Below are 25,174 nucleotides of genomic sequence, written 5' to 3'. Positions count from 1 at the left end.
AGGGTTTTATTTTAAGCTGGATTTGAAAAACTGTTCAAAGCTGGCAAAAGGTATCTTACCGGCAACATTGTCATATAAGTCCACATGGTTAGCGCCCGGTACAATCACCAGTTCTTTCTCTTTGCTACCAACAGCTTTGAATGCATCTTCTGCAAAATAGCGTGAATGCGCATTTTCACCCGTCACGATGAGCGTTGGGATAGTGATTTCATTTGCATAGCTAAGAAGCGGCATATTCATAAATGATAAGGGCGTTGTCGCAGTCCATGCACCATTAGAGTTAACTGAGCGTTCATGGAAACCACGCGGCATCCGGTAATAATCAAAGAATTCTTTCAGCACTGGGTTCGGATCCGCGGGTAACGTTTCCGGCAGAATACGCTCAGAGGTACTCACCTTCCCATTCTGATCAACATAAATATCATGGCTCGCATGTGTGATAGTGCCTTTTTCTACATCCTTCCAACGCTGCTCGTTCAGATACTGCAAAACGGCACGGCGATCGGCTGTTGAATAACGGTCTTTTCCCTCTCCAACACCATGCCCCATGGCTCGGCTCATGTCATACATTACGCTGGTCGCGACCGCTTTAACGCGTGTATCCATTGCAGCTGCATTTAGCGCCATCCCTCCCCAACCGCAGATGCCCAGTAAGCCGATACGGTTGCGATCCACCTCTTTTTGTAATCCAAGGAAATCAACCGCCGCACTAAAGTCCTCGGTGTTGATATCCGGTGAAGCCACATTGCGTGGATAGCCGCCGCTTTCCCCCGTATAGGAGGGATCGAATGCCAGCGTGACAAACCCCTGTTCAGCCAGGGTCTGCGCATACAGACCGCTGGATTGTTCTTTGACCGCCCCAAAAGGACCACTTAATGCGACGGCAGCAAGCTTGCCTTCACCGCGATGTTTGGGAATGTAGAGATCCCCGACTAAGGTAATCCCGTATCGGGTCTGGAATGTCACCTTACGGTGATAAACTTTATCGCTTTCAGCGAAGGTTTTGTCCCATTTTTTTACCACTGAAACGGGAGCATTCGGGTTGGTTGTATCTGCATGACTCATTGCTGTGACTCCACTTAATGATGCACATAGCAGCATCGCGACTGTCAGGTTGCGGGTGAAAAAATTCATAAACGATCCCCTGAAAAACAAGAAGTAGGTACAGGCTTCTTACGGACAACACTGCTGTGCTCTGTTTCGATGAGTACATTATATTCAGCAGCAATAGTGATTATTAGAGGGGTATTTATGCTAGATTTAATATCATATTGTTATATATAGATGTTTGAGGGCACGTTGATGGCGAAACGGGAAAACTATAATGAGCTCTACTTGTTTATGCTGGTGGTGCGTGAAGGCAGTTTTACTGCAGCGGCGCAACGGCTTGGACTTGCACAGTCAGGGATCAGCCGCTCTGTTCGGGAACTTGAGGAAAGATTAGGTGTGCAGCTTCTGGTTCGCACCACGCGCAGGCTGTCGCTGACCCAGGCGGGTGAGCAACTCTACCAGACGGCTGAGTCCGGATTTGATGCTTTAGATATGGGGCTTGCCACACTTGCACATTACCGTCAAACCCCCTCCGGCACTGTACGTATCAATGCCAGCCTGCATGCCATTGATAAAGTTCTTCTGCCAAAGCTCGCGATATTTAAACAACGTTACCCAGACATCAGGTTAGAACTGATCAGTGAAAGCCGGTTCGTCGATATTATCGCAGAGAGATTCGATGCTGGCATACGCCTTGGACCAGAAGTTGGAAACGGCATGATCGCAGTACGAATTACCCCCGATATGGAGATGGCTGTTGTTGCCACACCTGAACATTTTCGTCGCTACGGTTTTCCACAAACTCCGGCTGATTTAGTGGTACATCCATGTATTTCGTATCAGTTTGCTGACGGCAGTCTCTACCAGTGGGAACTTATTCAGGACGAGAAAAAAATAACACACCGACCGCAGGGGCAGTGGGCCTTTTCGGACAGCTATATGGAAGCAGAAGCAGCGAGGTTAGGTCTGGGGCTGGCTTATGTACCGGAGGAGCTGGTTTCTGATGATTTAGAACGTGGCAGTCTTATCAGAGTGTTGCAACGTTTCAGCCTGCGGCTGGAAGGTTCATTCCTTTATTATCCTCATCGCAATGTGTCACCCGCATTAAGAATAGTCATTGATACTTTAAAAAACTGAAGCTGAGCCAAATAATAATCCTGTTTGTTCAGGACATGACTATTTGAGTCATGTCCGTTTATGGCACACAGCTGGATCATGCTTACCCACGTTCTGCTATTAACAAAAAGTGGAGGTTCAGTTTTCCTCAGGCTTATTTAACACCTTTACGGGATCTGAACGCTCCAGTTTATATCTGCAAAAAAAGAGCGCTGAATTACTGACCTGCCGGACGACTTAACACCGGATCAGTCAGTGTAGCCCTCACGCGAGGAAGGCTCTGCGGATAGTTTTGCTGAATAAACTCAATCATCTTTTCCCGCACGTGGCAGCGTAAATCAAAGGCCGTGGGGGAATTCTGTGCAGTCATCAATAATCTGATAGTCATGGTTTTGTCAGTCGTATCGGTAACCTGCAGCACCTGGGTCTGCTGATCCCAGAGCTTTGTTTCACTGAGTATTTTTGCAAAATGCGTTCGCAGAGGATCTAATGGCATAGAATAATCCAGGTAAAGGAAAACAGAGCCTAATATTTGTGCGTTATTTCGCGTCCAGTTCTGGAAGGCATTTTCTGTAAAGTAGGTAATGGGCAGAACCAGTCGTCGCAGGTCCCAGATACGCACAACAACATAAGTCAGGTTTATTTCCTCGATCCAGCCCCATTCATTTTCAACCACCACTGCGTCATCAATTTTAATAGGTTGCGTAAAGGCTATCTGTATTCCTGCAAACAGGTTGACCAGCGACTTCTGCAGGGCAAATCCAATGATTATTCCTGCAACCCCGGCACCAGCAAGGATGGTGGTACCGAATTTTCGCACCCCAGGAAAACTGAGCAAAATCAGGGAAAGACAGAATAACACAAGGAGTACAATCGCGACCTTTTTAACATATATTATCTGCGTGCGAATTTTACGGGCACGAAGGTTATTTGAGAGGTTTATGTCATAGCGTATAAAAAGCATATCCTGAGCGACGTTAGTCATTCTAATTAAAACCGAGCATAACGACAGGATAATAAACACATTAAGACTTGTTGTAATAAATGAAAGGGAGTCAGGGTGAATGTTAATATAATTAACCCCTACATTTATTAACAGCAAAGGGATGAACAGAAACATTGATCCTCGAAGATGCTTTTCAAGTGATTTGAATAGCTTTCTGTCACGACTCTGCCAGTAGCGGATAAATCTGAAAAGTAAGAGTCGGGCCAGAAAACCCGCTACTAATGAGAGGGTGACGAGCAATACAGCAGGCACCCAAGATGGAGCGCCAGATAAATCACCAAAAATCAATGACATTATTTTCCCTTATATTCAGCTGACAACCTTAGTTGCCAGATAATTCACAACATTCAGTAACCGTTGTCTTCCCGGTTATCTGCGGATTACATGATTCACACCCATTAGTTTATGAAAAATTATGTTAACTGACCTGTTTAATACAGAAAAAACTCGAAAAGAACCTGGAAACTTAGGGGTTGGAAAAAATCAATACATTGATATATATAGGAAATTTTAGCGTATTCTGCCAGTCAAAAGGATGGCCATACCTGTACCGATCTTATGCCATCTGTCCATGGCACAGGTAGAGGATTTGGGATCAGGTTACTTTCAGATCAAACAGCCGGTACATTGCCCCCCTGCCACCGTCGGTCACGTTCACTTCACGATATCCCGGCGTACGCGTTACGATTTTTGCTCCACGGCGACGTGCTCACAATCACATCTCCTTCGGCACAGGAGGTTTTATTATGGTTGTCTCTCAAGAGTGAGGAGTGGAAGTTGCTGCGTTTATATTCATGTCAGAAAATTGACTATTTATCAGCCCAAAATACAAGCGGTAAATAGTCGGTTATTACTTCTAAAATAAACCGAACGCCTAATCTTCGAGGGCTTTAATGACGGATGGGTGTGCGGCAATCCTGTGTGAAAAATCTGTATAGACTGGATATTCATCTTTCATGTTAAAACCAATCTCGTTACCCCAGTTGAAAAAAACCAACAAATAAGGATCAACGATGGTTAACGATTTTCCAACCGCAAACGCTTTGCCTGATTGCGACTCAATGGCTTTAAAAGCGTCAGCCACCCGTTGCTTTGCTTTTATTTGAATGGATTCATGATGGTCAGGCTCTTCAGTGAAGCGCTGTGGCCTGAATAATCCGCCAAATGCCTGACCATGAACCTCGCCTGATAACCAGCACATCCATTCCAGTACGCGTACTTTGTCCAACTCACTCACCCCGAGGAGGCCTTTCTTCGGAACCCATTGCGATATTGCAAACGCTATAGCAGGCGTTTCGGTAATAACCGCATCATCGAAAGACAGTACAGGAACACGCTGTTTTGGGTTTATCCTGGAGAACGATGCGCTCTGAGTCTCCTGCTTCTGAACTGATGTTTCAATAGAGGTGAACGGTAGCCCGGACTCATAAAGAAGGGTATGTGTAGCTAACGAACATGAACCACGTGAAAACCAGAATTTGATGTTATGCATACAAAACTTCCATTAGTAGGTAGACTGGTCTATCATGGTTACAGGTTGTCACATTGTCAAGAGTGCTAAAATGAAAGAGAAAACACGCAGAGGCGCAGGGAGAGAGATCTTAGTTTCCTCGGCTAAACATTTGTTTATAAAACATGGCACAGCCAATGTGGGTATAAATGATGTTACAGCTGATGCAGGCTTAGCTAAGATGACTTTGTATAACAATTTTTCATCTAAAGATGCGCTAATAGCAGAAGTTTACCAGCTGGTTGCGGAAGAGATTCTCGAGATGTGCCGAGACGCGATATCGAAACTGGACAGCGAGCAGGGAAAAATAATTTCATTGTTCGATAATGCTATTGCGCAAAAAGAGTATCAGCGCGGTTGTCCAATGAACCATGCCGTATTTCAGTCTGCTGAGCCAGATGGCGAAATTTTTCACATCGTGCAAAGCTATAAGCGACAATTAAGGCAGGTTATTCTTGATTGTCTGAGTGTTAGTCGCATCAATCGACAACAGCTAGCAGATCAAATTTTAATTTTATTGGATGGTTTTGCTCTGCAACAATATATCAAAGCCGTAGATTCACCTGTTGAATCAGTAAAGGTTTTGATAAAAGCCATTTTGAATGAAAAAGAGTAATACCGGTGAGAATGGGATTTTAACACACTATTTCATAATCTAAAGATTCGCCTGATATAGCGAGTCATCTCCGCTGTTGGCACAGAGCGGACAGCTAAAGGTCCGCCGCTGTAAGCGAAGAGTGGACGTCAGACCTGAAAAATTGTTATTTATCTCTGATTCCGCTTTCAGCGCTGTTTTGACCGCAATTATCAGGTAGCCGACGGAGATTATCGAATCATGCGCATGGCCCCGGGAGACTTGCCCGTCACGCGTTTAAAGGCCCGGCTGAAGGCTGCTTGCGAGGAATATCCTAACCGCTGCGATGCGATGTCGACGGTGATTTTCTCTGACGACAACCAGCGAACAGCCAGGCACATCCGCACTTCAGTTGCATACCGCAGCGGTGGTATGCCGATCGTTGCCTGAAACCGCTCTGCGAATGCAGATCGGGAGATATGCGATTCGGCGGCGAGTTCAGCCACGCTCCAGTCCCGGCTCGGTTCGCGGTGAATCGCCAGGATGGCGCGAGCCAGGCGCGGATCACGCAGGGCTGCCGCCAGTCCAGGGCGGTTATCGCAACCGCTTTCCACCCAGCCCCTGATAAACATTGCGGCAACCACATCAGCCAGCCTGGCGAGAATGCCAGCATAGCCTATGCGTCCGGAACATATCTCACTCTTCATCGCATCAAGTATATGCATAAGTCCCGGCCAGTTCGTACCATTCGCATCGGCAAGCATGATTTCAGGCATCACGCCCGCCAGCCGTTGCATGCTTCCCAAATCAATTTCCATGCAGCCAAAAAACAGCACAGCACCTGGCGTTTCCTGGGTGCTCGGGCAGGTATCAAGCCCACTCACCTTTTCATCCAGGGGTGCCGTCTCAAAATCATCGATATCCAGTACGTCAACGGCGGTTGCCGACAAAAGCTGGTGCTTTTCGCCGTGGGGAATAAATACGGCTTCCCCGGCCGAAAGCGAGAGACAATCTCCCTTTGCAGTCTGAAGCACCACATCCCCCACAGCGACATAGTGCAGGTAAGCATGACCGGGTCGGCTGGCGAAGTTCAAACCAAAAGTATTGCCAGTCTGAATACGCTGATACCGCACGCCGTGAAGCCGCAGGCCGGAAAGCAGCTCGCTGATAAGTTCTGATGAGAGGGCAAAAGGTGAATTCATAAGCACATTCGGGTTTTGGGTTAAAAGGTGAGGGTTTTAGAGCATAGATCATCCAGGCTCGCCTGAATAGACTTCGTCTCTTAAAACCACTTTTCAGGAAACTCAGTAATGACTAATGAAGCCTCTATCAGGGTTCGCAAAAAAGTATTTAACAGCGATGAGCAAATCCGGCCTGCCTGGCGGGCGGTGTTTTCGTTAACCATGGGTGTTTTTGGTTTACTCACCGCAGAGTACCTGCCTGCAAGTTTATTAACGCCCATGGCTCAGGATTTGGGTGTGTCAGAGTCTCTTGCAGGACAGGCCGTAACGGTTACGGCGGTGATTGCGTTATTTGCCGGATTACTGGTGCCGCGATTAACGCGTGCGCTTGACAGACGCGCCGTGCTGTTGAGCTTCACTGCCCTTATGATCTTTTCAAACCTGCTCGTGGCGCTCTCTTCAGGCATTGTGATGCTGCTGGCAATGCGCGTCTTGCTGGGTATCGCTCTGGGTGGATTCTGGAGCATGGCAGCGGCGGTAGCGATGCGGCTGGTGCCTGAGAGGCTGGTACCGCGCGCGCTGTCGATCATTTTTAGCGGTATCGCGGCAGGCACTGTTGTTGCCGTACCGCTGGGGAGTTATCTGGGGGAGATTTTTGGCTGGCGTAGCGCCTTTATTGCCGCCGCCGTGGTTGGAGCAATCACTTTGATTTTTCAGTGGTTCACGCTGCCCGGGATGCCGCCGGTAATTCGGGTAAAGACAGCATCGGTGTTTTCCCTGCTGCAGCGGCCTGGTGTTAGCGTGGGTATGCTGGGGTGCGTGCTTGCACACACCGGCCAGTACGCGCTATTTACCTATATACGGCCTGCGCTGGAAGGACTCGCACACGTAGACGCAGAAGGACTCGCGTTAATACTGCTAGGGTTTGGAGTTGCTAACTTTTTTGGGACGCTGACGGCAGGATGGCTGATGGAACGCAGCTTGCGCTTTACGCTAATTGTCATGCCCGCTCTGGTGGGAGCGGCGGCACTGGGCATGATCACCCTGCCATTATCGATAGCTGGGCTTACGATGCTGGTCATGCTTTGGGGGGTGGCATTTGGCGGCGTACCGGTGGCGTGGTCAAGTTGGGTCGCACGGACTCTTCCAGATGAGGCAGAGAGTGCGGGAGGTATGGTGGTCGCCGCCGTTCAATCCTCAATTGCCGCAGGTGCGGCAATAGGAGGCCTGATATATGGCTTCAACGGGGTGACGGGCGTATTCATCACTGCGGGATGCATCATGCTAAGTGCCGCGCTGATTATTGCATTCCGGGTCAGAGTCTCTTCATCAACTGAAGGAACTCAAAGCAGAACATTTCACTGACACGTTAACCCCACCGGGACATCTCCGTCGGTCAGCTTATTAATAACGCGGCTTTCGCTTAGTTGCCTGATAAAGGCTTCAAGCGTAGCCGCTATGTCATTACGCAGGTGAGATGGATAAAGGCATACCTCAGTCGGACAGCTTTGCGATGTACGCCGTGGCTTTTTTTAGTATGTCTCTCTCGTCGGTAACCCGCTTCAGCCCTTTCTGAAGCCGCCGGATCTCAGACTGGGCATCAGACTGCGTTTTAGTAGCTGATGAATCAGGACCATACTTTTTTACCCAGGCATAGAGACTGTGTGTGGTGATACCAAGCCGGGTGGCGACACTTGAAATAGAATGACCACGATCAACGACCTGTTTGACCGCTTCAATTTTGAACTCTTTGGGATAACGTTTACCGCTCATGGGCACCTTTCTTTTAAGTCATTCCAAAGTGCTTTAAATTGTAGATTGATCGATCTACAATCAATCATCAGTACAGGAGAATGAAATGAAATCATCTGCAGGCAGACCCCGAGAGTTCGATCCACAGAACTTCCTGAACACTGCACTAGAATGCTTCTGGCAGAAAGGTTATCGGGCAACCTCAATGGCCGATCTCATGAAAGCATCAGGCTTAGCTAGCGCCAGTATCTATAAGCTCTACCCGGATAAGCGAGCAATATATCTTGCGGCGCTACACCAATACATGGATGAAGGCGTTGCCAGAGGAGCGAAGCACGATGTGGAATTATCACCAGAAGCTGCATTGCGCGAAACGCTCGAATTTGTGGCGCTTTTCTCATCCTCTCCTGATGGAGAGAAAGGCTGTTTTACCATTGCAGCTGCCAGCGAACTTTTACCGGGTGACGAAGAGGTAAAAAGAAAGGTTCATCATAAATTCACCTCCATAATCAATCGGTTGGAAAGAATTTTATCTAAAGGTCAGACTCAGCAGGTCTTCCGGCGCGATGAAAGCGCGCGAGTAATGGCCCTGAGCATTTTTATGATGCTGGAAGGGATGCGAGTTTACGGAAAAATTCAGCCTGATGTTGAGGATCTCAAAAGGTGTAACGATTTCATTGTCAGATCGGTGCTCTTAAACAGAAATGTTGATGAGAAAGAGCTTTCATTAAGGCATCAACATGGTTGAAGTGGGTACAATCGTTCGGCGTCGAAAAAGAAGACAAACAATGGTTGTGCTCGAATGCGAAAATGGCATGGCCTTATGCGGTTGGGCCGATAAAGGAAAGTTTTTCATAAGACGCTTTCCACTATCTCAGCTAAAGATATGTGTGCCTTATTCAAACTTTTGGCCTCTTACTTGAAGTGCCGTGATCTCCCTTGCGGGTTGTTTGGTACAGACGTCTGCTTCAGGCACAGGGCGAACAGCTGAGTTGAACACTGTCCACAATGAGCGATCTGCAGACATTCAGAATACATGCTTTCATCGTCCAGTCTTATAGATGGGGATCGTTCAAAAAAGTATTAGTAAAAAGTGGCTAAACTAACTATCTTGGAATTGTCACCTGTTATGGCTATTACCCTGTAATTTAAGCTATTTCTCTTAGAAGTTTCCACCAAGTATCCACCGCCTTCAAACTGCTTGAGTTGAACTTTATTCCCCAGTAAATCGATACCATTTTTATAATAGCAAAATCTTACCTTGCCAAATGTTTCATTTTTAAGTTTGGTGGATTTACTTGTTTTAAAGCAGGAGGAAACCCCCTCGTTATAATAAATTGGGATGTTTATTTGTAGTTCTATTTTTTTAACTGAGTGGTCTGCGATAGTAGTAGGGGTAAGTAAATTGGCTAATGTTTTTTTGTCTAAAGGGTTAAACATACTCATGTAACTCACAGCAGCACCGTCCTTAACTAATTCAACGTCGATTTTTTTATTGTAACAGGCCTGCTCATGTTATTTGATACTTCGAGAGTTATCGAGGCGGGACCAGTAAATCTAGTACTATCCCCATATAGTGCTTTAGGTACAGCAATATCTTTGTTTAATTCTAATTCGGAACTGGCTACAAAACCTGTATTGACGGCCATCTCAAGCTTATCTGTTTCTGGTTTAAATTGATTGTAAAAGCTACATGCAGCAAGAACTAGCCCCGACAAGGCTATGATAGTGTTTATATTTTCACGTTTAATTAATTTCTTCATGATTTATCAAGTTCTAATAATTGATTTTTAAAATCCATTATATATCAAAGCTATAACTTTCCTAGGTGAGATGTCCACTCATGGCACCAAACTGCTGAAGGTGGGCCAACGAGGCTGCTCCGAGCGAGGTACTTAAGTGCATTCTCAGGTAACATACTCCATATGCAAGAGGGCCTCTAAAAGAGAATGAGGCGTCTAAGCCGGATACTTAAAGTCTCTGATTCCCAGGTGAGTCTAACGCCGCGCTCATCTGCTAAATGAAGCGCAGCGTAATTTAGTCCGTATGAAGCGCTTTGTTAGCCGAAAGTGATGTGATTCTTAGTTAGATCTCTATATCTCTTATCATTGTGTACTTTATGGAGGATCGTTTGGTTGGCAATCAAAAAATCTATAATTTCTTGAATTCTTTCGCTACGGGCATTGGCTCTTAACAAAGTCAAAACCCTTACCATATGTAGCTGGCAGTGTTTATTGTCTAAATTCACTCGTACTTCATTAGAGTGCATTGCTATAACTGTATTGATAATATTTTGATCGCCAAGCATGCCAAAAAACTGATCATACATAGGTCGCCCCGCCGGAGAAACACCAGAATTATATGGTATTCCTTTACCAATACGGCAAATTAAAACTGTTTTAATAAGCTTATTAACCCTCTCTGATGGGATGTCGTTTTCAGTCTTCAAATACGAAAGAATCTTCTGCATATGAGGGGGTTCATTATAAAAATTATCCCAAGCATACCTAGCCTCTAAGAGATCGTCGGCATGGCCATCCAGTGATATAATTCTAGAGTCTAATGATTGATAACGATTACCATCACAAAACGTAAAAAACTCAATACCTAAAGCATGTTTCTCGTTATGAAGGTTATTCTTGTATCCGTCTAGTGTCACACCGAGCTTGTATTTGACGTTCTCACTGCTTTTGTTCCAGATGTGCGGAGCAAAAAGAGCGATATTTTTTCGGATAACATTTCCTGTTGAATCAGTTGTATATATACCGAAAATACTATTGAGTAGATTGTCAGTATTCTGAAGCGACAGATCATTCAAAGGTCTTTCCATGCTTTGAATTGTGGCTTCATCAAGGACATTAGTGGATCTTTTTAGATTCTCAATGAATGATTTTATTTGTATGGCAGATGCAGAAGGTTTGTCGTTCAAAATATCTTGAACGCATGTTTGGAGCCAGCCAAGAAGTTCAAAAGCATTTATGGAGTATGAATTGGGGTGCGACGCACCAATGTCATTCCTCATAGTCAATATATGATTGAGCTTGGTGTAAACAATGTCAGATATTAATTCAAGTTTGCGGCATGTATTAATAAGGGTGTTATCTTTTAAACCAGAAAGATCTTCTTCGGTAGAATATAACTCTCTACGTCCTCCGCCGACTGCGGCATCAAAGAACATATCGAGACCATAAACTACCACTTTCTCCCTTAAATTCAGTACAACTTCATTCCAAACATAATTCAACGATGCGTCAAATAATCCTATAGCCGCACCAGCAACGAACTTTGATAAATATCGCGCATCTCTTTTTACCTCAGCAGGTAAAGATTCTATGAATGCGGGGAGATTATTTTCAATAATTTGGCGTTCAGGGAGAGGGGCAATTATATTTTCGGTCGGCAAACCAAGATATGCTAAATATACTTCGAATTTTGTTGTATCTGTGGAAAGCAACCCTGTTCCGGGTTTTGCAATCAATTCTGAACTCATACAATTATTTCCTTATCTGATTGAGGGCTAGAGAACGGCTAACGCTTTTAGCAGGGGCGCGACGTCAGGAGCGTCCCTTGCCTAAACTTGGTAGGGATTTGCGAACAAACGCCACCAGTATTTGGGTTTATAGCCAATACAATTTTTATATGAACACAACCGATCCCGAATCAAGCAGGAGCCATCCAAGATTGGCATAAAAGGTACATTTAACCTTTTTACAGCATCCCAATGGTGGGCGTATTCGGTTTTGCAACTCGGGCACTCTAGGTTTGCTCCAGGAACAAACCTGCCGCCACAAGGACAATTTGGAAGAGTTGCCGCTATTAGATCTTAAAGCTCATAGTTAGCTTCATGCTCATAGAGCAGTGCATGATCTTGTTCTCTGTGGATTATATTCGAGCAAGTATCACAGAAAAATGTGGGCAAATATCGCTCAGACCGCTTGATTGCTAAGCAAGAGCTTCCCTCCCACACTTAGGGGTTAGACATTTCATTTGCCCTACCCATGGTGCATTCGATTCGTAAAGTACGATCTTCATAAAGCCGTAACAATTTAATAGAAGGCTTTTTAGCCCGCAAGTCAAACGTTTTTCTGCCTTCTTCCCTGATTTTTACTCATACCAAACTAACGCTGATGTACCTCTATTTTAACCAATGCCCGCTTTTGGCACACAGAAGACCGACAAAATGTACAGCGCTCATAAGCGAGCAGCGGTTGCACAATAAGTCAGTCTTTGTGCAACGCGCCACTCCAGTTGGGGCTATCAGTCTTTTAATTAAGAAGATTGCGCTTTCAGTCTGGCAACCTGCCTGCCCAGATCTCTGGATGACGGTCATTCCAGAGATTTGCTCGTTCAAGCTGACCGGCAAGGCTCAGTAGTGCATGCTCGCGGTTGTATCCTGCAAAGAACTGCATCCCGACTGGCAGATGTTTTGATTCGCAGAAACCCAGTGGAACCGACATTGCCGGCGTTCCGCACACATTGGCCAGTGCGGTAAAGGGTGACTGATTGAAAATATGATGCAGCCAGTCGCGGCCATCCATTTTATTCTGGTCGAGGTTGAAGGAGCCAAGTATCGACGGAACATCAGGCAGAGTCGGGCAAAGCAACATATCGTATTGCCCAAAGAACACCCCCATTTTTTGCGTGACGGCGTTTCTCATGTGCATTGCCCCGACTAAATCAGTTGCCTTAAGCTCATGACCAAGCTTCCACAGAGCAAGGTTAGAAGGTTCGAGCGTTTCAGTATTGACGGGCTTGTTGTTCACAGAAGCCAGCGCATCGATCCATCCCGCAGAGTTTGCAGCCCAGTAACGGGTATTCATCTCAACAAAAGCTTCCCAGCTCAGCCCAATGTCCAGCGTAACTTCTTCAACGTGATGACCGAGTGCCAGCAGATGCTTAACGGTTTGTTCCAATACTGAAATTACATCCGATGCAGTTCGCTTGCCGTTAAGGGGATGAGCCAAAACGCCAATTCTGAGTTTGCCCGGATCCTTATTAACGCTGGTAATCAGCCCAGGCGTGGAGTGGTCAGTGATAAACGGATCGCCCGGCACATTTCCCTGTACGGCTTCCAGGAGCGCAGCGCTGTCGCGTACCGAACGGGTGACAAAACCATGAACAGCCAGTCCCGACCAGACTTCATCGACATCAGGTCCCATACTGATCCGCCCCCGGCTGGACTTTAATCCAAACAGGCCGTTAGCGGATGCAGGGATACGGATAGATCCGCCGCCATCGGTAGCATGCGCGGCAGGAACAATACCGGAAGCGACGGCGGCAGCTGAACCGCCACTCGAACCACCGGCACTATAATCGGTATTCCACGGGTTACGTGTTCCCCCATTGAACTGCGGTTCGGTCGTAATGCTGGCTGCTAACTCAGGCGTGGTGGTTCGCCCCATAATAACCAGTCCTGCCTGCCTCATTTTTACGGTCAGATTAGAATCATGAGGCGAAACACTGCCAGCTGCGAGACGGCTGCCGAGCTCATTAAGTCGCCCGGCGACGGAAATTCCCAAATCTTTAACGAGCATCGGGACGCCAGCCATTGGCCCGGTCTGATTATATTGCTCACTTTCCCAGCATTCTATAACAGCCCGAACATCACGGTTTACGGTCTGATAAGCCTGCATGGCTGCGGAGGACACTTCGGCATGTGTGACTTCCTTTTTAGCTATCAGCTCAGCAAGACCGACAGCATCAAAAGAGGTGTATTCAGATAAATTCATGTTCATTCCGGTGTGTTTGAATAAGACATAGATGCCCGCATGGCATATACTGGGTAGTATCCATCGATACTTACCAGTATCGTATGATACTGCCCAGTATCATTGCAACCAGGAATTTACTATGCCCAGAGCCAGTGAACCACGTTTACCCCCTCGCGACCGCATTCTGCTGGCGGCTGAAGAGCTGTTTTATCAGGAGGGAATAGTCCGGGTTACCGTTGATGCCATTGCAGAAAAAGCCCAGTCAACGAAGATGACGCTTTACCGCCATTTTGAATCTAAGGAAGTGCTGGTTTGGGAATGGATCGGATTATTAATCGAGGATTACAGCCACGTGTCAGATCAGCTGGCGAAAAGTCATGCTGATAATGCGGCTGAGCAAATAAAAGGGTTCGTCCGTTTCGTTATCGATAACCTCTCCGGCACGTCCCGGAGAGGATGCCCATTTACCAACACGCTGGCAGAAATTGGTGACCAGTATGCTGATGTTCGCGCACTGATTATCGGTCATAAACAACGGCAATATCAGCGTCTGGAGGCGTTATGTTCCGGGGCTGGAGCAAATGCTCCAGAGATGCTGGCTAAAGAGATCACGCTCATTCTTGAAGGGATTCAGGTGGTTGCTCAAAATGGCAGTTTTGAAAAAGCATCAGAATTCACCCTGGAGATTATTGAAGCCAAACTTGCGAACCTTAAATGATCTATTTATGAGCCTTGAAGCCAGTCAGGTCAGAAACCGGTACGTACCCGTTGTGACCTGAAACTTTGAATATGTTTGGCGATAGCCATCATGTCCGCTTCTGGCACTAAGCGGACCGTTCAAAGCGCCGCAAGGTCCGCTATGAGCGAGGGGCAGAAGTTAGCCTCCCACGGAGAATGAGTTTTTCGGAAATGCTCTAAAACGGAATGGTTCGAATTACCGAAAAACTCAGATTTCAAGTGCAGCAAGGATTGCGGCTTCCATTTTCCCCGGGGTGGTGATCGATGCAAAACGCTTGAGCGGTTTACCGTCGCGTCCGATCAGAAACTTAGTGAAGTTCCACTTGATCCGCCCACCCAGCACGCCGGGCAATTCGTTTTTCAGATAACGAAACACCGGGTGCGCTGCGGTTCCGTTGACCTCCACTTTCTCGAACATCGGGAAGCTCACACCGTAGTTAATGTGGCAGGTCCGCGCGATTTCGTCGGCGCCGCCGGGTTCCTGTTTACCGAACTGGTTGCAGGGGAAACCAAGCACCACCAAACCCTGGCCGGCGTATTTCTTGTAGAGCGCTTCAAGGCCGCCGTATTGTGGCGTGAAGCCACAATGGCTGGCGGTATTAACTACCAGAACTACCTTACCAGCATAGTCGACCATAGAGATAGGCTGGCCGCCAAGGCTGGTGGCTGTAAATTGATGAAAGGTGGTCATATCGGAATCCTCAAAGCGGCACCAGTTCGACGTCGACATTGCCACGTAGCACGATGCTGCCGGGGAACAAGTTATGGGGCGTGGAGAGTCGATCCTGTTCCTGATTGCGTGGCAGATCTGGAATAGTGTGCGATATATCTTTGCAAAGTCGAACGAAAAGAACAACAAACAGGCGATCGTTGACCTGCCTCCCGTTGATTAACACACCATGATGTTAGTTGTGTGCATTTTGGCACGAAACCAAACATTGCGTCATCATTGGACAGGTATGAGCGAGGTATAGTCATTCGCACCCTGACAATTACACTTTCACAGGCTAACGACTTTTCCCATGTGTTTGTGTTACCTTTTGCACACTTATGTTCAATTCACTCAGGCTAAGTGAACACAACATTGCATGGCAGAGCGCGCAGTGTTAATTTGGGCTGTCCTCAGGCTGAAGACCAAAGACATTCCCTGATAACCGACAATTGCTGCAAAGCACGCAAGGTGAAAAACATGATAAAGCTGATTATTTCTGATCTTGATGGAACATTTTTAAACAGCCATGGTGACTATGACCGTGAGCTTTTTGCGAAGACGTGGGGAAATATGTCGGCCTGTGGTATACATTTCGCGGCATGCACAGGAAAGCAGTGTGAGCGCGTTGAAGAGCTTTTTGGAGAATACAGCAAAGACATATGGATTGTTGGCGACAGCGCCACGCGAATTAAACATAACGGTGAATTTGCCTTTCAGTCATTGATTGAGAACGCTTCAGGCATGGCAATCATCAACACGCTTCAGGAAGTGAGTTCATCGCATGTTATTATTGCCTGTACGCCAGAGGGCGCAGTGGTTCGTTCCGACATTTCCCCACACCTCAAGGACAAAGTCAGACGCTCCTACACGCGTATGATTGAGACCGAAGACTTCAGTACGGTAAAAAGTGACTTTGTAAAAATCACGGTTTTCGATGAGCAGGGAAATTGCCCGCAGACTCGCCCACATCTCAGTCCTTTTGAGGATGAAGTCTATATCGTGGTGTCCGAAGCCTCATGGATAGACATTGCAGGGTATGGCGTGCATAAGGGCAGTACGGTTCAGAAACTCCAGGAGATCCTCGGAGTGACAGCAGATGAAACGATGGCATTCGGTGACGGATATAACGACCTGGAGCTACTGGTGCAGGCGGATTATAGCTTTGCTATGCGTAATGCGTTTGAGGAAGTAAAAACGGCGGCGCGTTTCGTCACCGGTACTAACGATGAGAGTGCGGTGATGGAAACAATTAACCGCATAGTCGTATTGCAGTCATGATGACGAAGCAGGAAGACTAAATTTTCTTATCTTCCTGCCAGCCAGTGTGCTGGTCAGCCTGCAACGACCAGCCTGACACTTGTGTGAGCCAGTGAGTCGGTTTCAGTCAGACTGCTGGCCACAACGATATCAATGTCCTCACATGACGCGACCTTATATCGCGCGACCTGAGGCATCTTGTCGGCAATCACTGCGGCAATAATCTCATTGCTCTGACGCATCACCTCTTTCTTGAAGCAGGCATCTTCATAGTAAACCGCAGTCAGCCCTGCCTGAATATCTAACCCGCAGACCCCGATAAACATCTGGTCGAACAACATTTCCCTGACTCCCTCCAGTGGCTGTGACCCCAGAACACTGCCTGTCTGCGCATTGAGTTTCCCGCCGAGCATAATGACTTCACCCTTCAGGCGTCCACTCAGCGCAGCGGCTATTTGCGGAGAGTTAGTGACAATTGTCAGCTCATACTCAGGGGGAATAAACTCCACCATCGCCAGGTAAGTTGACCCTCCATCTATAAAGATGCAGGTTCCGGGTTTGATGAGCTCAGCACAACTTTTAGCAACACTCGTCTTTTCTTCAATACTGTGCATAACCCGCGTCTCAAAGCTGGCTGATTGCTTGAACTGACTGACGGCCCCCCCGTAGACCTTTTTACACATTCCCTTACGCACCATAGCCTGCAGATCCCTGCGTATTGTATGTTCAGACACTCCCAGTTGTCGGGCAATGTCTGCGCCAATAACTCTCCCGGTCTGCTGCAGCATCTGATAAATCACTTCCTGTCTTTGTTCAGGCAACGCGTCGTAGTCAATCATTTCTAAACCTTACAATGAACACAATATTGCATAATTATACACAATGAAGCATATCAATCTTACCTTTATCATACACAGATGACGAAACAGATCATGCACCATTTAACAGTCTTCATCAGGAGAAGAGAAGATGTGTGAGATTATGAACGGAGCGGACTTTGAACAAAGGATGTCTGACCTGGCTAATTAGAGTTCAACCTGGTTCAGGAGGCATCAGCATATCGGTATGCCAATGAGTTTCGTGCTTTATGTTGCAGAATCACAATCCGGTAGTCTGAAGAAACAATATCCCCGTCTTCTTGATAATTCCCTGGAATGCCTGATCAGCATTCTTCCTGTAATCGCGAACCGCCTCGCGGTTGAAATCGGTCAAGTATTAGCTGTACCGCAACAACAAATTCGTCCGGTATTAGGCTTAATTGTCTATTGGCTAATTCTGGCTCATACAGATAAGAAGACCGGGATGCCAGACAGGGATCAGATGTTTGATATCCTTAGCGGCATCCTGTCTGTAAGGTTTTTGGCATTTAAAAAAATATGAGTCTGCTTGCTACGAATGGGCCATTAGAAATTGCCAGACGTGAGTCACTTATGTCCGCTCCTGGCACTAAACCGCCACAGAAAAAACCTCGGGCACTGATGAGCGCAAAGCTGATATACCTAATATTCAGCAAACTTGCCTGCATCGTTTAAGACCAAATTGATAATTACAATGAGCTGGCTACGGTACTGTGTAATCTGATGTCCGGCCCGAGGCCTTTACTGTCATCGAACAGTTCGTAATCCTGACCGAATTAGATACCGATCAGGTCATCCCGTGCCAGACAACGCCGGTCACAGGTTTTCACTTCAGATGAACCACGCTTATTTTGCTGCAGAGCGTCGGTCCAATATGTCTTTTACATAGTGATCAATAGCAATGTGATGTTCGCGACTCACCCGCGCAATAAACGCCTGGAGAAAATCGAACGTGGAGTGAAGCGTATCCGCGACAAGGCCATCGAAGTCGCTTTGGCTGAAGCGGGCATTCCCCTGCATCGTCGAATGCTGTAGCAAGGCATGTGCAGTGGTTTCAAGAACGGCACGCCTGTAGTCATCGGTAAGCAGCACATCCACATCGACCTGGCGAATCTCAAACCTGAAGCTGAAGCTGACAAACCCTGAGTCGACAGGCTGATCCCAGGTCAACCGCTCGCCTGACTGCTCGACACAGGCTTCGTACCCTTCACCCATCAGCCGTATTGGTTGCATATCGATGCCCTCTCCTTTCAGCCGTTTACTCTTCGCGGAGACATACATTGATGTCCCCCTTAGCAAGACCAGCGGCGCTGACGTTAACGCCGATCAGTTAGTATCACCGGCGTTGTGCTGACCGCTATTCAGTCAGGTCTGTTTACAAGTTTTCAAGGAAATCGCCGAGTGCTGATGCAACCTCATCAATCCGCGGTTCACAGCGCCGGTAATATGTCCACTTGCCTGATTTGCTTGCTTCCAGCAGCCCGGCATCCTGCAGGACTTTCAGGCATAGCGATGTGGCGGGTTGTGAAAGCCCTGCTTTGTCCTGAATCAGGCTGGCGCAAACGCCATACAAATCGTAGTCATAGAGCTGGGTGTAGGCTGCAAAAGATTCGCCTGGATTTTTCAGCCATTTCAATACTGACAGACGGGTTGGGTTGGACAGTAATTTCATGGCATTTTCAGGCGACATGCAGCCTCACAAGGTTCAGGAATTGTAAACAGGATAGTCAGTATATCCTTTACGGGTTCCACCATACAGCGAAGCGCTATCGACGGGGTTCAGGCCGGCATTTTGTTTAAATCGCGCTGGCAAATCCGGGTTAGCAATAAAGGTACGACCAAAGCCAAAGAAATCCCCCCATCCCTTGCTCAGCACATACTCAGCTTTCTCCCGGGTATAACGTCCGGAATACATAATCGGGGAACTGAATGTTTCGCGCAGCGCAATGCGGAAATCTTCAGGCATCTCCGGGCTGTTGTCCCAGTCAGCCTCAGCAATCGACAGATAGCCGATTTTGAGTTCATTTAACATGTTCGCCGCTGAAATATAGGTCGTATGCGGATCGCTTTCTACCAGTCCCAGATAAACACGCTCTTCATCAGTGCTGCTAAAGAGCGGTGCAAAGCGGACGCCGACTTTATCGCTGCCAAAAACAGAGCTCACCGCAACAATAATTTCTTTCAGAAAACGCAGTCTGTTTTCTAAACAACCGCCGTATTCATCGGTACGGAAGTTGGTGTGTTCAGAGATAAACTGATTAATAAGATAGCCATTCGCAGAGTGAAGCTCAACGCCATCAAACCCGGCTTCTTGAGCATTTTCCGCCGCCTGGCGATAAAGTTCGACGATATCTTTAACTTCCTGAGTGCTTAATTCCCGCGGCATACTTGGTGAGGTCAATATACCGGCACCAGGCCCTGTTTCGATAAATACGCGGACGCCTTCAGCAGCAACGGCGGATGGTGCGACAGGCGCTTGTTCTCCCGGTTGAAGCGCATTGTGAGAAACACGCCCGACGTGCCAGAGCTGACAGAAAATCACCCCACCTTGCTGATGAACAGCCTCAATAACTTTTTTCCAGCCGCTGATCTGTTCCTTGCTGTGAATACCAGGCGTCCAGGCATAACCCTGGCCCCGTGGTTCAATTTGCGTGCCCTCGGTGACCATAAATCCGGCGCTTGCGCGTTGACGATAATATTCCACCATCATGTCCCCCGGAATATTGCCAGGCTGTTCGCTGCGACAACGTGTCAGCGGAGGAAGAGCAATACGGTTACGGAGCGTGAATTCTCCAAGCTGAAATGGGGTGAAGAGGGATTTATGGGTCATGAAAAGCGTTGTCCGTTTTGTAAAAGATGGCCTCATTATATTCATACATTTAAATGTGTAAATGTGTTTTTGCTAAAGATGAATGTATCAGCGCCGATCAGGGTTCCATCCCCGGCATGGCTGCGACGCTGTTCCGTTAACGAGCAGGCGGATAGCTTATAAGGACAGGATGCATGGGCACATTTGCATCCCTTATTAAATGGCCTCAACAGGCGCTATTCATTGCCCCATTGATTCAGGAAGGTCGCTATCTCATCAATACGCAGCTCGCTGATGCCCGCTTCACTGGCCATCTCTTTCTGCGCATTCTCACTGATCTCTTCGTTATTCATCAGGCGGGTGATCAGCAACTGGAAATAGCGCGCCAGAGGTTCACGTTCTGGCTCGTTAACCGGCGCTGTGGTTTCCGTCGAATACTCATCCACGATGTCATAATATTTAAGCGGTACTTCATTGTTCATACGTAATTCCAGGGGATAATGTAAATGGCGCAGGGCCAGGCCGAGTTATTCAGACCTTGAGCAGTTTCACCGTGGCATCCACGTCTGTCTCATCTTTCGGGAAGATTAACGTCCTTCCTTTCAACGTGGTAATAGCCCGTTTTTTGCAGCGCGCAGTGTAAAACACATTGCCTGCGCAGACTACGTCTTTGGTTTAAGTCTGGACGATAAATTGCTGGTTTGCGAGGGGCGGCGTCCCCCATGGCGGTTCAAACGATCCGCCCTGCCTAATCCATCAGATATTATTTATCCGCACCGCTTACGAAAAATTCATCGTCAATGTCGCATTCACCTTACGCACTTCAGGTACTGCACCCTCTTTAATCGTCGCTTTAATAACTGGCGTAACGGTTTTACTTTCACCATTGATTTTTCCTACCGGATATTTTTGCTCGCCGTTAGCCAGCCACTCGTTTCCTTCCTGATCCGGGACATCACTGCCATACAGCATTTGCAGCGTCAGGTTATCGTCTTCAAGCAAACGCCCGTGAACATCATGCGCATCGCTGGTCAGCGTCAGTGAAACATCCGGTATAAACTGAAACTGATCGGCTTTTTCACACTCCAGCTGTACCGGCAGCGCAACCCTCGTCTGCGGATTTTTCCTCGACACTGGCGGCACGTTAATCGTCGCCGGCACCGTTATTGAACAGCTGGGCCGTGGCACCTCAATGGTAACAATCAGTTTTGCAATCAGCTTATCTTTAACAGAGACCGGATAATATTCGGTGCCAAGCAGACTGCACTCATATACCTGGCGCTTGGAGATCATCTCCTCAGATTTTTTCCGGGTAATGGTTATCCATGCCGTGGTCTGGAACTGCGCCTCACCCGGTTTCATCTGATAACTGTCATGCACCTCTGGCAGATCGCGTAACCCGATGATTTGCATATCGAAGCCGGAAGAACCGCCCTGCGCTTTGCAGCCCGCCCACTGAACCTCAACACTCGCTGACTGGCCTGCCAGTATTGACTCATCAACCCGAATAGTTATCTTTTCATCCAGCGCGACCTTTTCGTGATTGATATAACGTTTAAAATTGCTTTCATTAATATGCAGCTGTGTCTCCGGAACCGCGCCAAACGCCAGAAAAGAGCAGCTTGCAAGGAGTGCGCACACTATTACTTTTACCATGATTTCATTTCTCAAATAATAACCTGAGCACACCCCTTAATTAATTTATCCGGGAATACGCCTGATAGCTTACCGCTGTTTTACTCGTAGTTAATTTGCATCGTCACAACACTTTTTACATTACCCGCAGTGACGGCAGCGGCGCTGCTCTGTTCCAGTTTCGCGGTAAAATTCATATCTACCTTATGGCTAATCACTTTATAGGTCACCGGAGTGGCACCATTAGGGGTAATTTTTTTACTCTGATCTTCACCGCCATACAGCAGAATCGCTACGCCGCCAGCGCCACCTGATTCGGCATTCAGCGTATTGGCGAATGCATCGGCATCACCCGCATCAACCAGACCACTGGCGGTAACGGTCACCTGAGAGGCGGCATCACCACAATCTTTCAGTTTTAAGGTGAAAGGCTTAGACAACACAACCTTCCCTTTGCCGGTAAAATCATGCTGCGAAGCTTTGCCCATCAGCACATTAACCTCTGAACTTCCCCATTCCGGCGTACAGGTATTATCTGCCACTTCCGCCGTAATATTTACCGTGGCGCTTTCCGACGCCGCCTGTGCATTCAGCGAAGAGACAAACAGAGCAACAACCACAGAAGCCAAAGCCGTTATTTTATGGGTGATTAATGACATCGATATTTCCTTTTTTGCAGAAGAGGTATGACTACCTCGGTGGATTAATAAAAAAATTACTTACAGATTTGCTGAATCTGAATTAACGATTGCTGCAGGTTATTTTCATTTAACTGATAATGCGCGCTACATTGCTGGTTCGCTTCATTACCCCATTTTGCGCTGATAATGCCTTTAGCCGATAAACCGGATAAGTAGACCTGTCCCTCATCCCCCACCAGACCGCTGCTGGCGGCATCCCCGGCGCTGACGATGGCGCCAAAAGGCACCGGTTTGCCATTAAATATCAGTGTCACCAGCGCACGGACGCCGGTATGGGCGCTAAAGTCAGCGCGAACCAGCGCTCCACGTGTCGGAATAACCCGGGTTACCGCATCATCAATATCAACATTGTCATTCAGGTGACTGACATCCAGGGTTACCCGGTTCTCGCGGTATACGCTGGCATACGGCACCACGGTGTAACCCCGCCAGTCGGTGTGGATCCCGGTTTCATTTTCCACCGGTACCCCCGCCGCGCCAGGCGCCGCCACTAACACATTGGTGGTGCCCAGTGGTTGCCCCAGCGTGACCCCACTACCGGTGGCCACTATCCCGCCGGAAGCGCCGTAACGCAGCTGACGGTAGCCATTGCTGGCGCCATAACCCGCAGCAACATTGCCATAGGTGCCTTTGTAATCCAGGCTGGCGTCACCATTTGTCCCTTCGCGCTGTCCGTAACCCTGCGTCACGCTCCAGTTCAGGTTATTCTCTTCCAGCGCCGTACCACTGAGGCCCGTCTGCTGACTGAGATTGCCGTCACCATCGCGACTGGTCGTGGAGGTCGCCCAGACCTGATGCTGTTTACTGCTGTCATGCGCCGAGCCGAAAGTGAGCGGTACGGAGAGCGAAAACAGCACCGCTTTATCCGGGTGCGGCTGTCCGTCCTGCTGACTGTAGCTATATGCCAGGCTGTAACTGACACTCCCCCAGTGACTGTTAAAACCGGCCTGCAGCGTGTCCGCCGCCGCGGCGTTATGCCAGTAAGTCTGGTGACTGCCGCTGAGCGTTAACGAGCCTGAGTCGCCAATTTGCTGGGTAATATTGACCTGCAGCCGTTCACGCTTGTTACTGTTCAGATTGTCATAGCCGCCACTGTTCGGCTTGAGCGCTGTCTCTTCCAGTGTATGGAACCCCTGGGTTGAGTAACGATAACCCGCCAGTTGCAGGGTGGTGCCGGTAGACGCCAGCGTTCGGCCATACAGAAAACGCAGCGACTGCCCATTCTGCCGGGCGCCATCCGGCAGCGTGCTGTTGGCCTGGGTCACATCCGCGGATATTGCGCCCAATACCCCAAGGTTGATGCCCGCGCCCAGCGCTATTGCCTGGTACTCTTCAGCCAGCTGTGCGCCGCCATACGCGGTAATATTGTGTGGCAGTCCCCACAACAGCGTGCCCTGAACAAATGACGGCGTGGCATAATTGCTGCCGCTACGGCGATATTCACCTGCGGTCAGCGCATAACGCAGATGTCCCTGTCGCTGTAACAGCGGAATCGACGCATACGGAATGGCAGAAACCCGTACCGAGCCATCGGCTTCTTTCACTTCGAGCTCAAGATCGCCACCGGTTGATAGCGGAAACAGATCATTAATCACAAAGGCGCCGGGTGCGACAAAAGTCCGGTAAATCACATTGCCCTGCTGCAGGATGCTGACCTGAGCATTGCTTCTGGCGATGCCTCTGATCTCCGGCGCATAACCGCGCTGGGTGTCGGGGTACATATTGTCATCGGTTGCCAGCTCGACCCCGCGAAAAGAAACCGCATCGAACACCTCATTGCTGGTGCTGCTGTCCCCCATCGTCAGTTCACTGCGCAGCGGAATAATGGTCCGCTGAACCGAGGTATTCAGATGCTGCCAGCCACTGTGATAGCCGTTGCGGCTTTCGTAATCACTCCAGCTGCTGTTATCCCGTAAACGCCACGGCCCGAAGTTGATCCCGCTGTTCAGATTCAGGTAGTGGCTGCTGCTGTTACCATAGCGGCCGCTGTTTTCACTGCCGCTAAACTGATAGCTGAGCAGCGCGGCATTAATACCTTCATCCCAACGTTCCGGCGCAATCCAGTCGTGCGGCTGAGTTTGCATCGCAGCCTGCGGCATGCTGATATCCAGTCGCATGTTGCTAAAATCAAATGCGCTGTAAGCCCCCGGAATATCTTTGCCCAGTGAAACACAATAATCATCCGCCCGTGAATTCAGTGCGGCAAAGGCGGATATATTGACCCCCATCGCCAGCAGATCTTTTTTGCTGAGACAGGCGACCAGGCCGGTAACATCATGTGCCTCTGCACTGTTCTGCGCTGGCATAAAACCAATTATCCGGCTGGCGACATTATTGCCATTTAAATAGATATCTACCGGATAAGCGCCCGCAAGCTGAGTCCCTTCGCGTTCAAACTGCGACAGGTCGGAAACTGAATCAGCGTTACCATCAATCATTGATGGATCAAAATGTAACTTTGCCATGGCAGAAATTGGGAATAGCAATATCAGCGATTTTGTCATCAGCGATAAAGAAAAACGTGAACAGATCAATTTATATCAACTCATTTATAATTGACGACAG

Annotated in this window: 24 protein-coding genes and 1 pseudogene; 7 read left to right on the top strand and 18 right to left on the bottom strand. The window is 48.1% G+C overall.

Annotated features, from left to right (window positions below; all coding sequences use genetic code 11):
* Window positions 1–6: 6 nt before the first annotated feature.
* Entirely contained in the window at window positions 7–1,134 is a 1,128-nt protein-coding gene (locus N5923_RS15725; RefSeq protein ID WP_267143675.1) for an alpha/beta hydrolase, read from the bottom strand.
* A gap of 168 nt (window positions 1,135–1,302) precedes the next feature.
* Here N5923_RS15725 and N5923_RS15720 point away from each other — a divergent pair, with 168 nt between their 5' ends.
* Window positions 1,303–2,187 carry a LysR family transcriptional regulator gene (locus tag N5923_RS15720; protein WP_267143674.1) on the top strand — a complete coding sequence of 295 codons (885 nt, stop codon included), beginning with the start codon at window positions 1,303–1,305 and terminating at the stop codon, window positions 2,185–2,187.
* Between the two features lie 196 nt (window positions 2,188–2,383).
* Here N5923_RS15720 and N5923_RS15715 read toward each other — a convergent pair whose 3' ends face one another.
* Window positions 2,384–3,466 (bottom strand): mechanosensitive ion channel family protein, encoded by a 1,083-nt coding sequence (locus N5923_RS15715; RefSeq protein WP_267143673.1) that lies wholly within the window; start codon window positions 3,464–3,466, stop codon window positions 2,384–2,386.
* A 580-nt stretch (window positions 3,467–4,046) separates the two neighbouring features.
* Window positions 4,047–4,664: a glutathione S-transferase family protein gene (locus tag N5923_RS15710; protein WP_267143672.1), complete on the bottom strand. Its 618-nt coding sequence runs from the start codon at window positions 4,662–4,664 to the stop codon at window positions 4,047–4,049.
* A 70-nt stretch (window positions 4,665–4,734) separates the two neighbouring features.
* Between N5923_RS15710 and N5923_RS15705 the strand changes: the two genes are divergently transcribed.
* On the top strand, window positions 4,735–5,298 hold the full coding sequence (locus N5923_RS15705) for a TetR/AcrR family transcriptional regulator (protein ID WP_267143671.1): 564 nt from the start codon (window positions 4,735–4,737) through the stop codon (window positions 5,296–5,298).
* 209 nt (window positions 5,299–5,507) lie between these two features.
* Here the strand turns inward: N5923_RS15705 and N5923_RS15700 are convergent, their stop codons facing one another.
* Window positions 5,508–6,458, bottom strand: coding sequence for an AraC family transcriptional regulator (locus N5923_RS15700; protein WP_267143670.1), 951 nt, complete (start codon window positions 6,456–6,458; stop codon window positions 5,508–5,510).
* Between the two features lie 108 nt (window positions 6,459–6,566).
* Between N5923_RS15700 and N5923_RS15695 the strand changes: the two genes are divergently transcribed.
* Entirely contained in the window at window positions 6,567–7,802 is a 1,236-nt protein-coding gene (locus N5923_RS15695; protein WP_267143669.1) for an MFS transporter, read from the top strand.
* A 115-nt stretch (window positions 7,803–7,917) separates the two neighbouring features.
* Here N5923_RS15695 and N5923_RS15690 read toward each other — a convergent pair.
* Window positions 7,918–8,210 (bottom strand): annotated as a pseudogene (locus N5923_RS15690) (transposase); the annotation flags it as partial.
* An 85-nt stretch (window positions 8,211–8,295) separates the two neighbouring features.
* Here N5923_RS15690 and N5923_RS15685 point away from each other — a divergent pair.
* Window positions 8,296–8,937: a TetR/AcrR family transcriptional regulator gene (locus tag N5923_RS15685; RefSeq protein ID WP_267143668.1), complete on the top strand. Its 642-nt coding sequence runs from the start codon at window positions 8,296–8,298 to the stop codon at window positions 8,935–8,937.
* Window positions 8,938–9,272: 335 nt separating this feature from the next.
* Here N5923_RS15685 and N5923_RS15680 read toward each other — a convergent pair whose 3' ends face one another.
* The 4 genes from N5923_RS15680 to N5923_RS15665 form a co-directional block, all read right to left on the bottom strand.
* Window positions 9,273–9,635 (bottom strand): hypothetical protein, encoded by a 363-nt coding sequence (locus tag N5923_RS15680; RefSeq protein ID WP_267143667.1) that lies wholly within the window; start codon window positions 9,633–9,635, stop codon window positions 9,273–9,275.
* Between the two features lie 26 nt (window positions 9,636–9,661).
* Window positions 9,662–9,952 (bottom strand): hypothetical protein, encoded by a 291-nt coding sequence (locus N5923_RS15675; protein WP_267143666.1) that lies wholly within the window; start codon window positions 9,950–9,952, stop codon window positions 9,662–9,664.
* A gap of 296 nt (window positions 9,953–10,248) precedes the next feature.
* A complete protein-coding gene (locus N5923_RS15670) occupies window positions 10,249–11,679 on the bottom strand; it encodes a hypothetical protein (protein ID WP_267143665.1) in 1,431 nt (476 codons plus the stop codon).
* A gap of 796 nt (window positions 11,680–12,475) precedes the next feature.
* Window positions 12,476–13,918 (bottom strand): amidase, encoded by a 1,443-nt coding sequence (locus tag N5923_RS15665; RefSeq protein WP_267143664.1) that lies wholly within the window; start codon window positions 13,916–13,918, stop codon window positions 12,476–12,478.
* A 121-nt stretch (window positions 13,919–14,039) separates the two neighbouring features.
* On the opposite strand from N5923_RS15665, the gene N5923_RS15660 reads away from it, so the two are divergent.
* Complete coding sequence (locus tag N5923_RS15660; RefSeq protein WP_267143663.1) at window positions 14,040–14,618, top strand: TetR/AcrR family transcriptional regulator; 579 nt, start codon at window positions 14,040–14,042, stop codon at window positions 14,616–14,618.
* Window positions 14,619–14,846: 228 nt separating this feature from the next.
* Here N5923_RS15660 and N5923_RS15655 read toward each other — a convergent pair whose 3' ends face one another.
* Window positions 14,847–15,329: a glutathione peroxidase gene (locus N5923_RS15655; protein ID WP_267143662.1), complete on the bottom strand. Its 483-nt coding sequence runs from the start codon at window positions 15,327–15,329 to the stop codon at window positions 14,847–14,849.
* A 498-nt stretch (window positions 15,330–15,827) separates the two neighbouring features.
* On the opposite strand from N5923_RS15655, the gene N5923_RS15650 reads away from it, so the two are divergent.
* On the top strand, window positions 15,828–16,628 hold the full coding sequence (locus tag N5923_RS15650; protein WP_267143661.1) for a Cof-type HAD-IIB family hydrolase: 801 nt from the start codon (window positions 15,828–15,830) through the stop codon (window positions 16,626–16,628).
* 53 nt (window positions 16,629–16,681) lie between these two features.
* Here the strand turns inward: N5923_RS15650 and N5923_RS15645 are convergent, their stop codons facing one another.
* On the bottom strand, window positions 16,682–17,446 hold the full coding sequence (locus N5923_RS15645; protein WP_267143660.1) for a DeoR/GlpR family DNA-binding transcription regulator: 765 nt from the start codon (window positions 17,444–17,446) through the stop codon (window positions 16,682–16,684).
* A 232-nt stretch (window positions 17,447–17,678) separates the two neighbouring features.
* On the opposite strand from N5923_RS15645, the gene N5923_RS15640 reads away from it, so the two are divergent.
* On the top strand, window positions 17,679–17,987 hold the full coding sequence (locus tag N5923_RS15640; RefSeq protein WP_267143659.1) for a hypothetical protein: 309 nt from the start codon (window positions 17,679–17,681) through the stop codon (window positions 17,985–17,987).
* Window positions 17,988–18,310: 323 nt separating this feature from the next.
* Here the strand turns inward: N5923_RS15640 and N5923_RS15635 are convergent, their stop codons facing one another.
* From N5923_RS15635 to N5923_RS15600, 7 genes are all read right to left on the bottom strand, one after another.
* Complete coding sequence (locus N5923_RS15635) at window positions 18,311–18,697, bottom strand: hypothetical protein (protein ID WP_267143742.1); 387 nt, start codon at window positions 18,695–18,697, stop codon at window positions 18,311–18,313.
* 142 nt (window positions 18,698–18,839) lie between these two features.
* The gene (locus tag N5923_RS15630) at window positions 18,840–19,154 is read right to left on the bottom strand and encodes an ArsR/SmtB family transcription factor (RefSeq protein WP_267143658.1); all 315 of its coding nucleotides are present in this window, start codon (window positions 19,152–19,154) and stop codon (window positions 18,840–18,842) included.
* A 15-nt stretch (window positions 19,155–19,169) separates the two neighbouring features.
* Entirely contained in the window at window positions 19,170–20,294 is a 1,125-nt protein-coding gene (locus tag N5923_RS15625) for an alkene reductase (RefSeq protein ID WP_267143657.1), read from the bottom strand.
* 215 nt (window positions 20,295–20,509) lie between these two features.
* A complete protein-coding gene (locus N5923_RS15620) occupies window positions 20,510–20,755 on the bottom strand; it encodes a YmjA family protein (protein WP_267143656.1) in 246 nt (81 codons plus the stop codon).
* 298 nt (window positions 20,756–21,053) lie between these two features.
* The gene (locus tag N5923_RS15610) at window positions 21,054–21,929 is read right to left on the bottom strand and encodes a hypothetical protein (RefSeq protein WP_267143655.1); all 876 of its coding nucleotides are present in this window, start codon (window positions 21,927–21,929) and stop codon (window positions 21,054–21,056) included.
* Window positions 21,930–22,009: 80 nt separating this feature from the next.
* Entirely contained in the window at window positions 22,010–22,567 is a 558-nt protein-coding gene (locus N5923_RS15605; protein ID WP_267143654.1) for a fimbrial protein, read from the bottom strand.
* A 56-nt stretch (window positions 22,568–22,623) separates the two neighbouring features.
* Window positions 22,624–25,113 (bottom strand): fimbrial biogenesis usher protein, encoded by a 2,490-nt coding sequence (locus N5923_RS15600; RefSeq protein WP_267143653.1) that lies wholly within the window; start codon window positions 25,111–25,113, stop codon window positions 22,624–22,626.
* Window positions 25,114–25,174: the final 61 nt, after the last annotated feature.

The sequence above is a fragment of the Winslowiella arboricola genome, from assembly GCF_025527015.1.
GTDB lineage: Bacteria > Pseudomonadota > Gammaproteobacteria > Enterobacterales > Enterobacteriaceae > Erwinia > Erwinia arboricola.
Note: the sequence above shows the minus strand (reverse complement) of the source record. Positions and strands in the feature narration are given on the sequence as shown.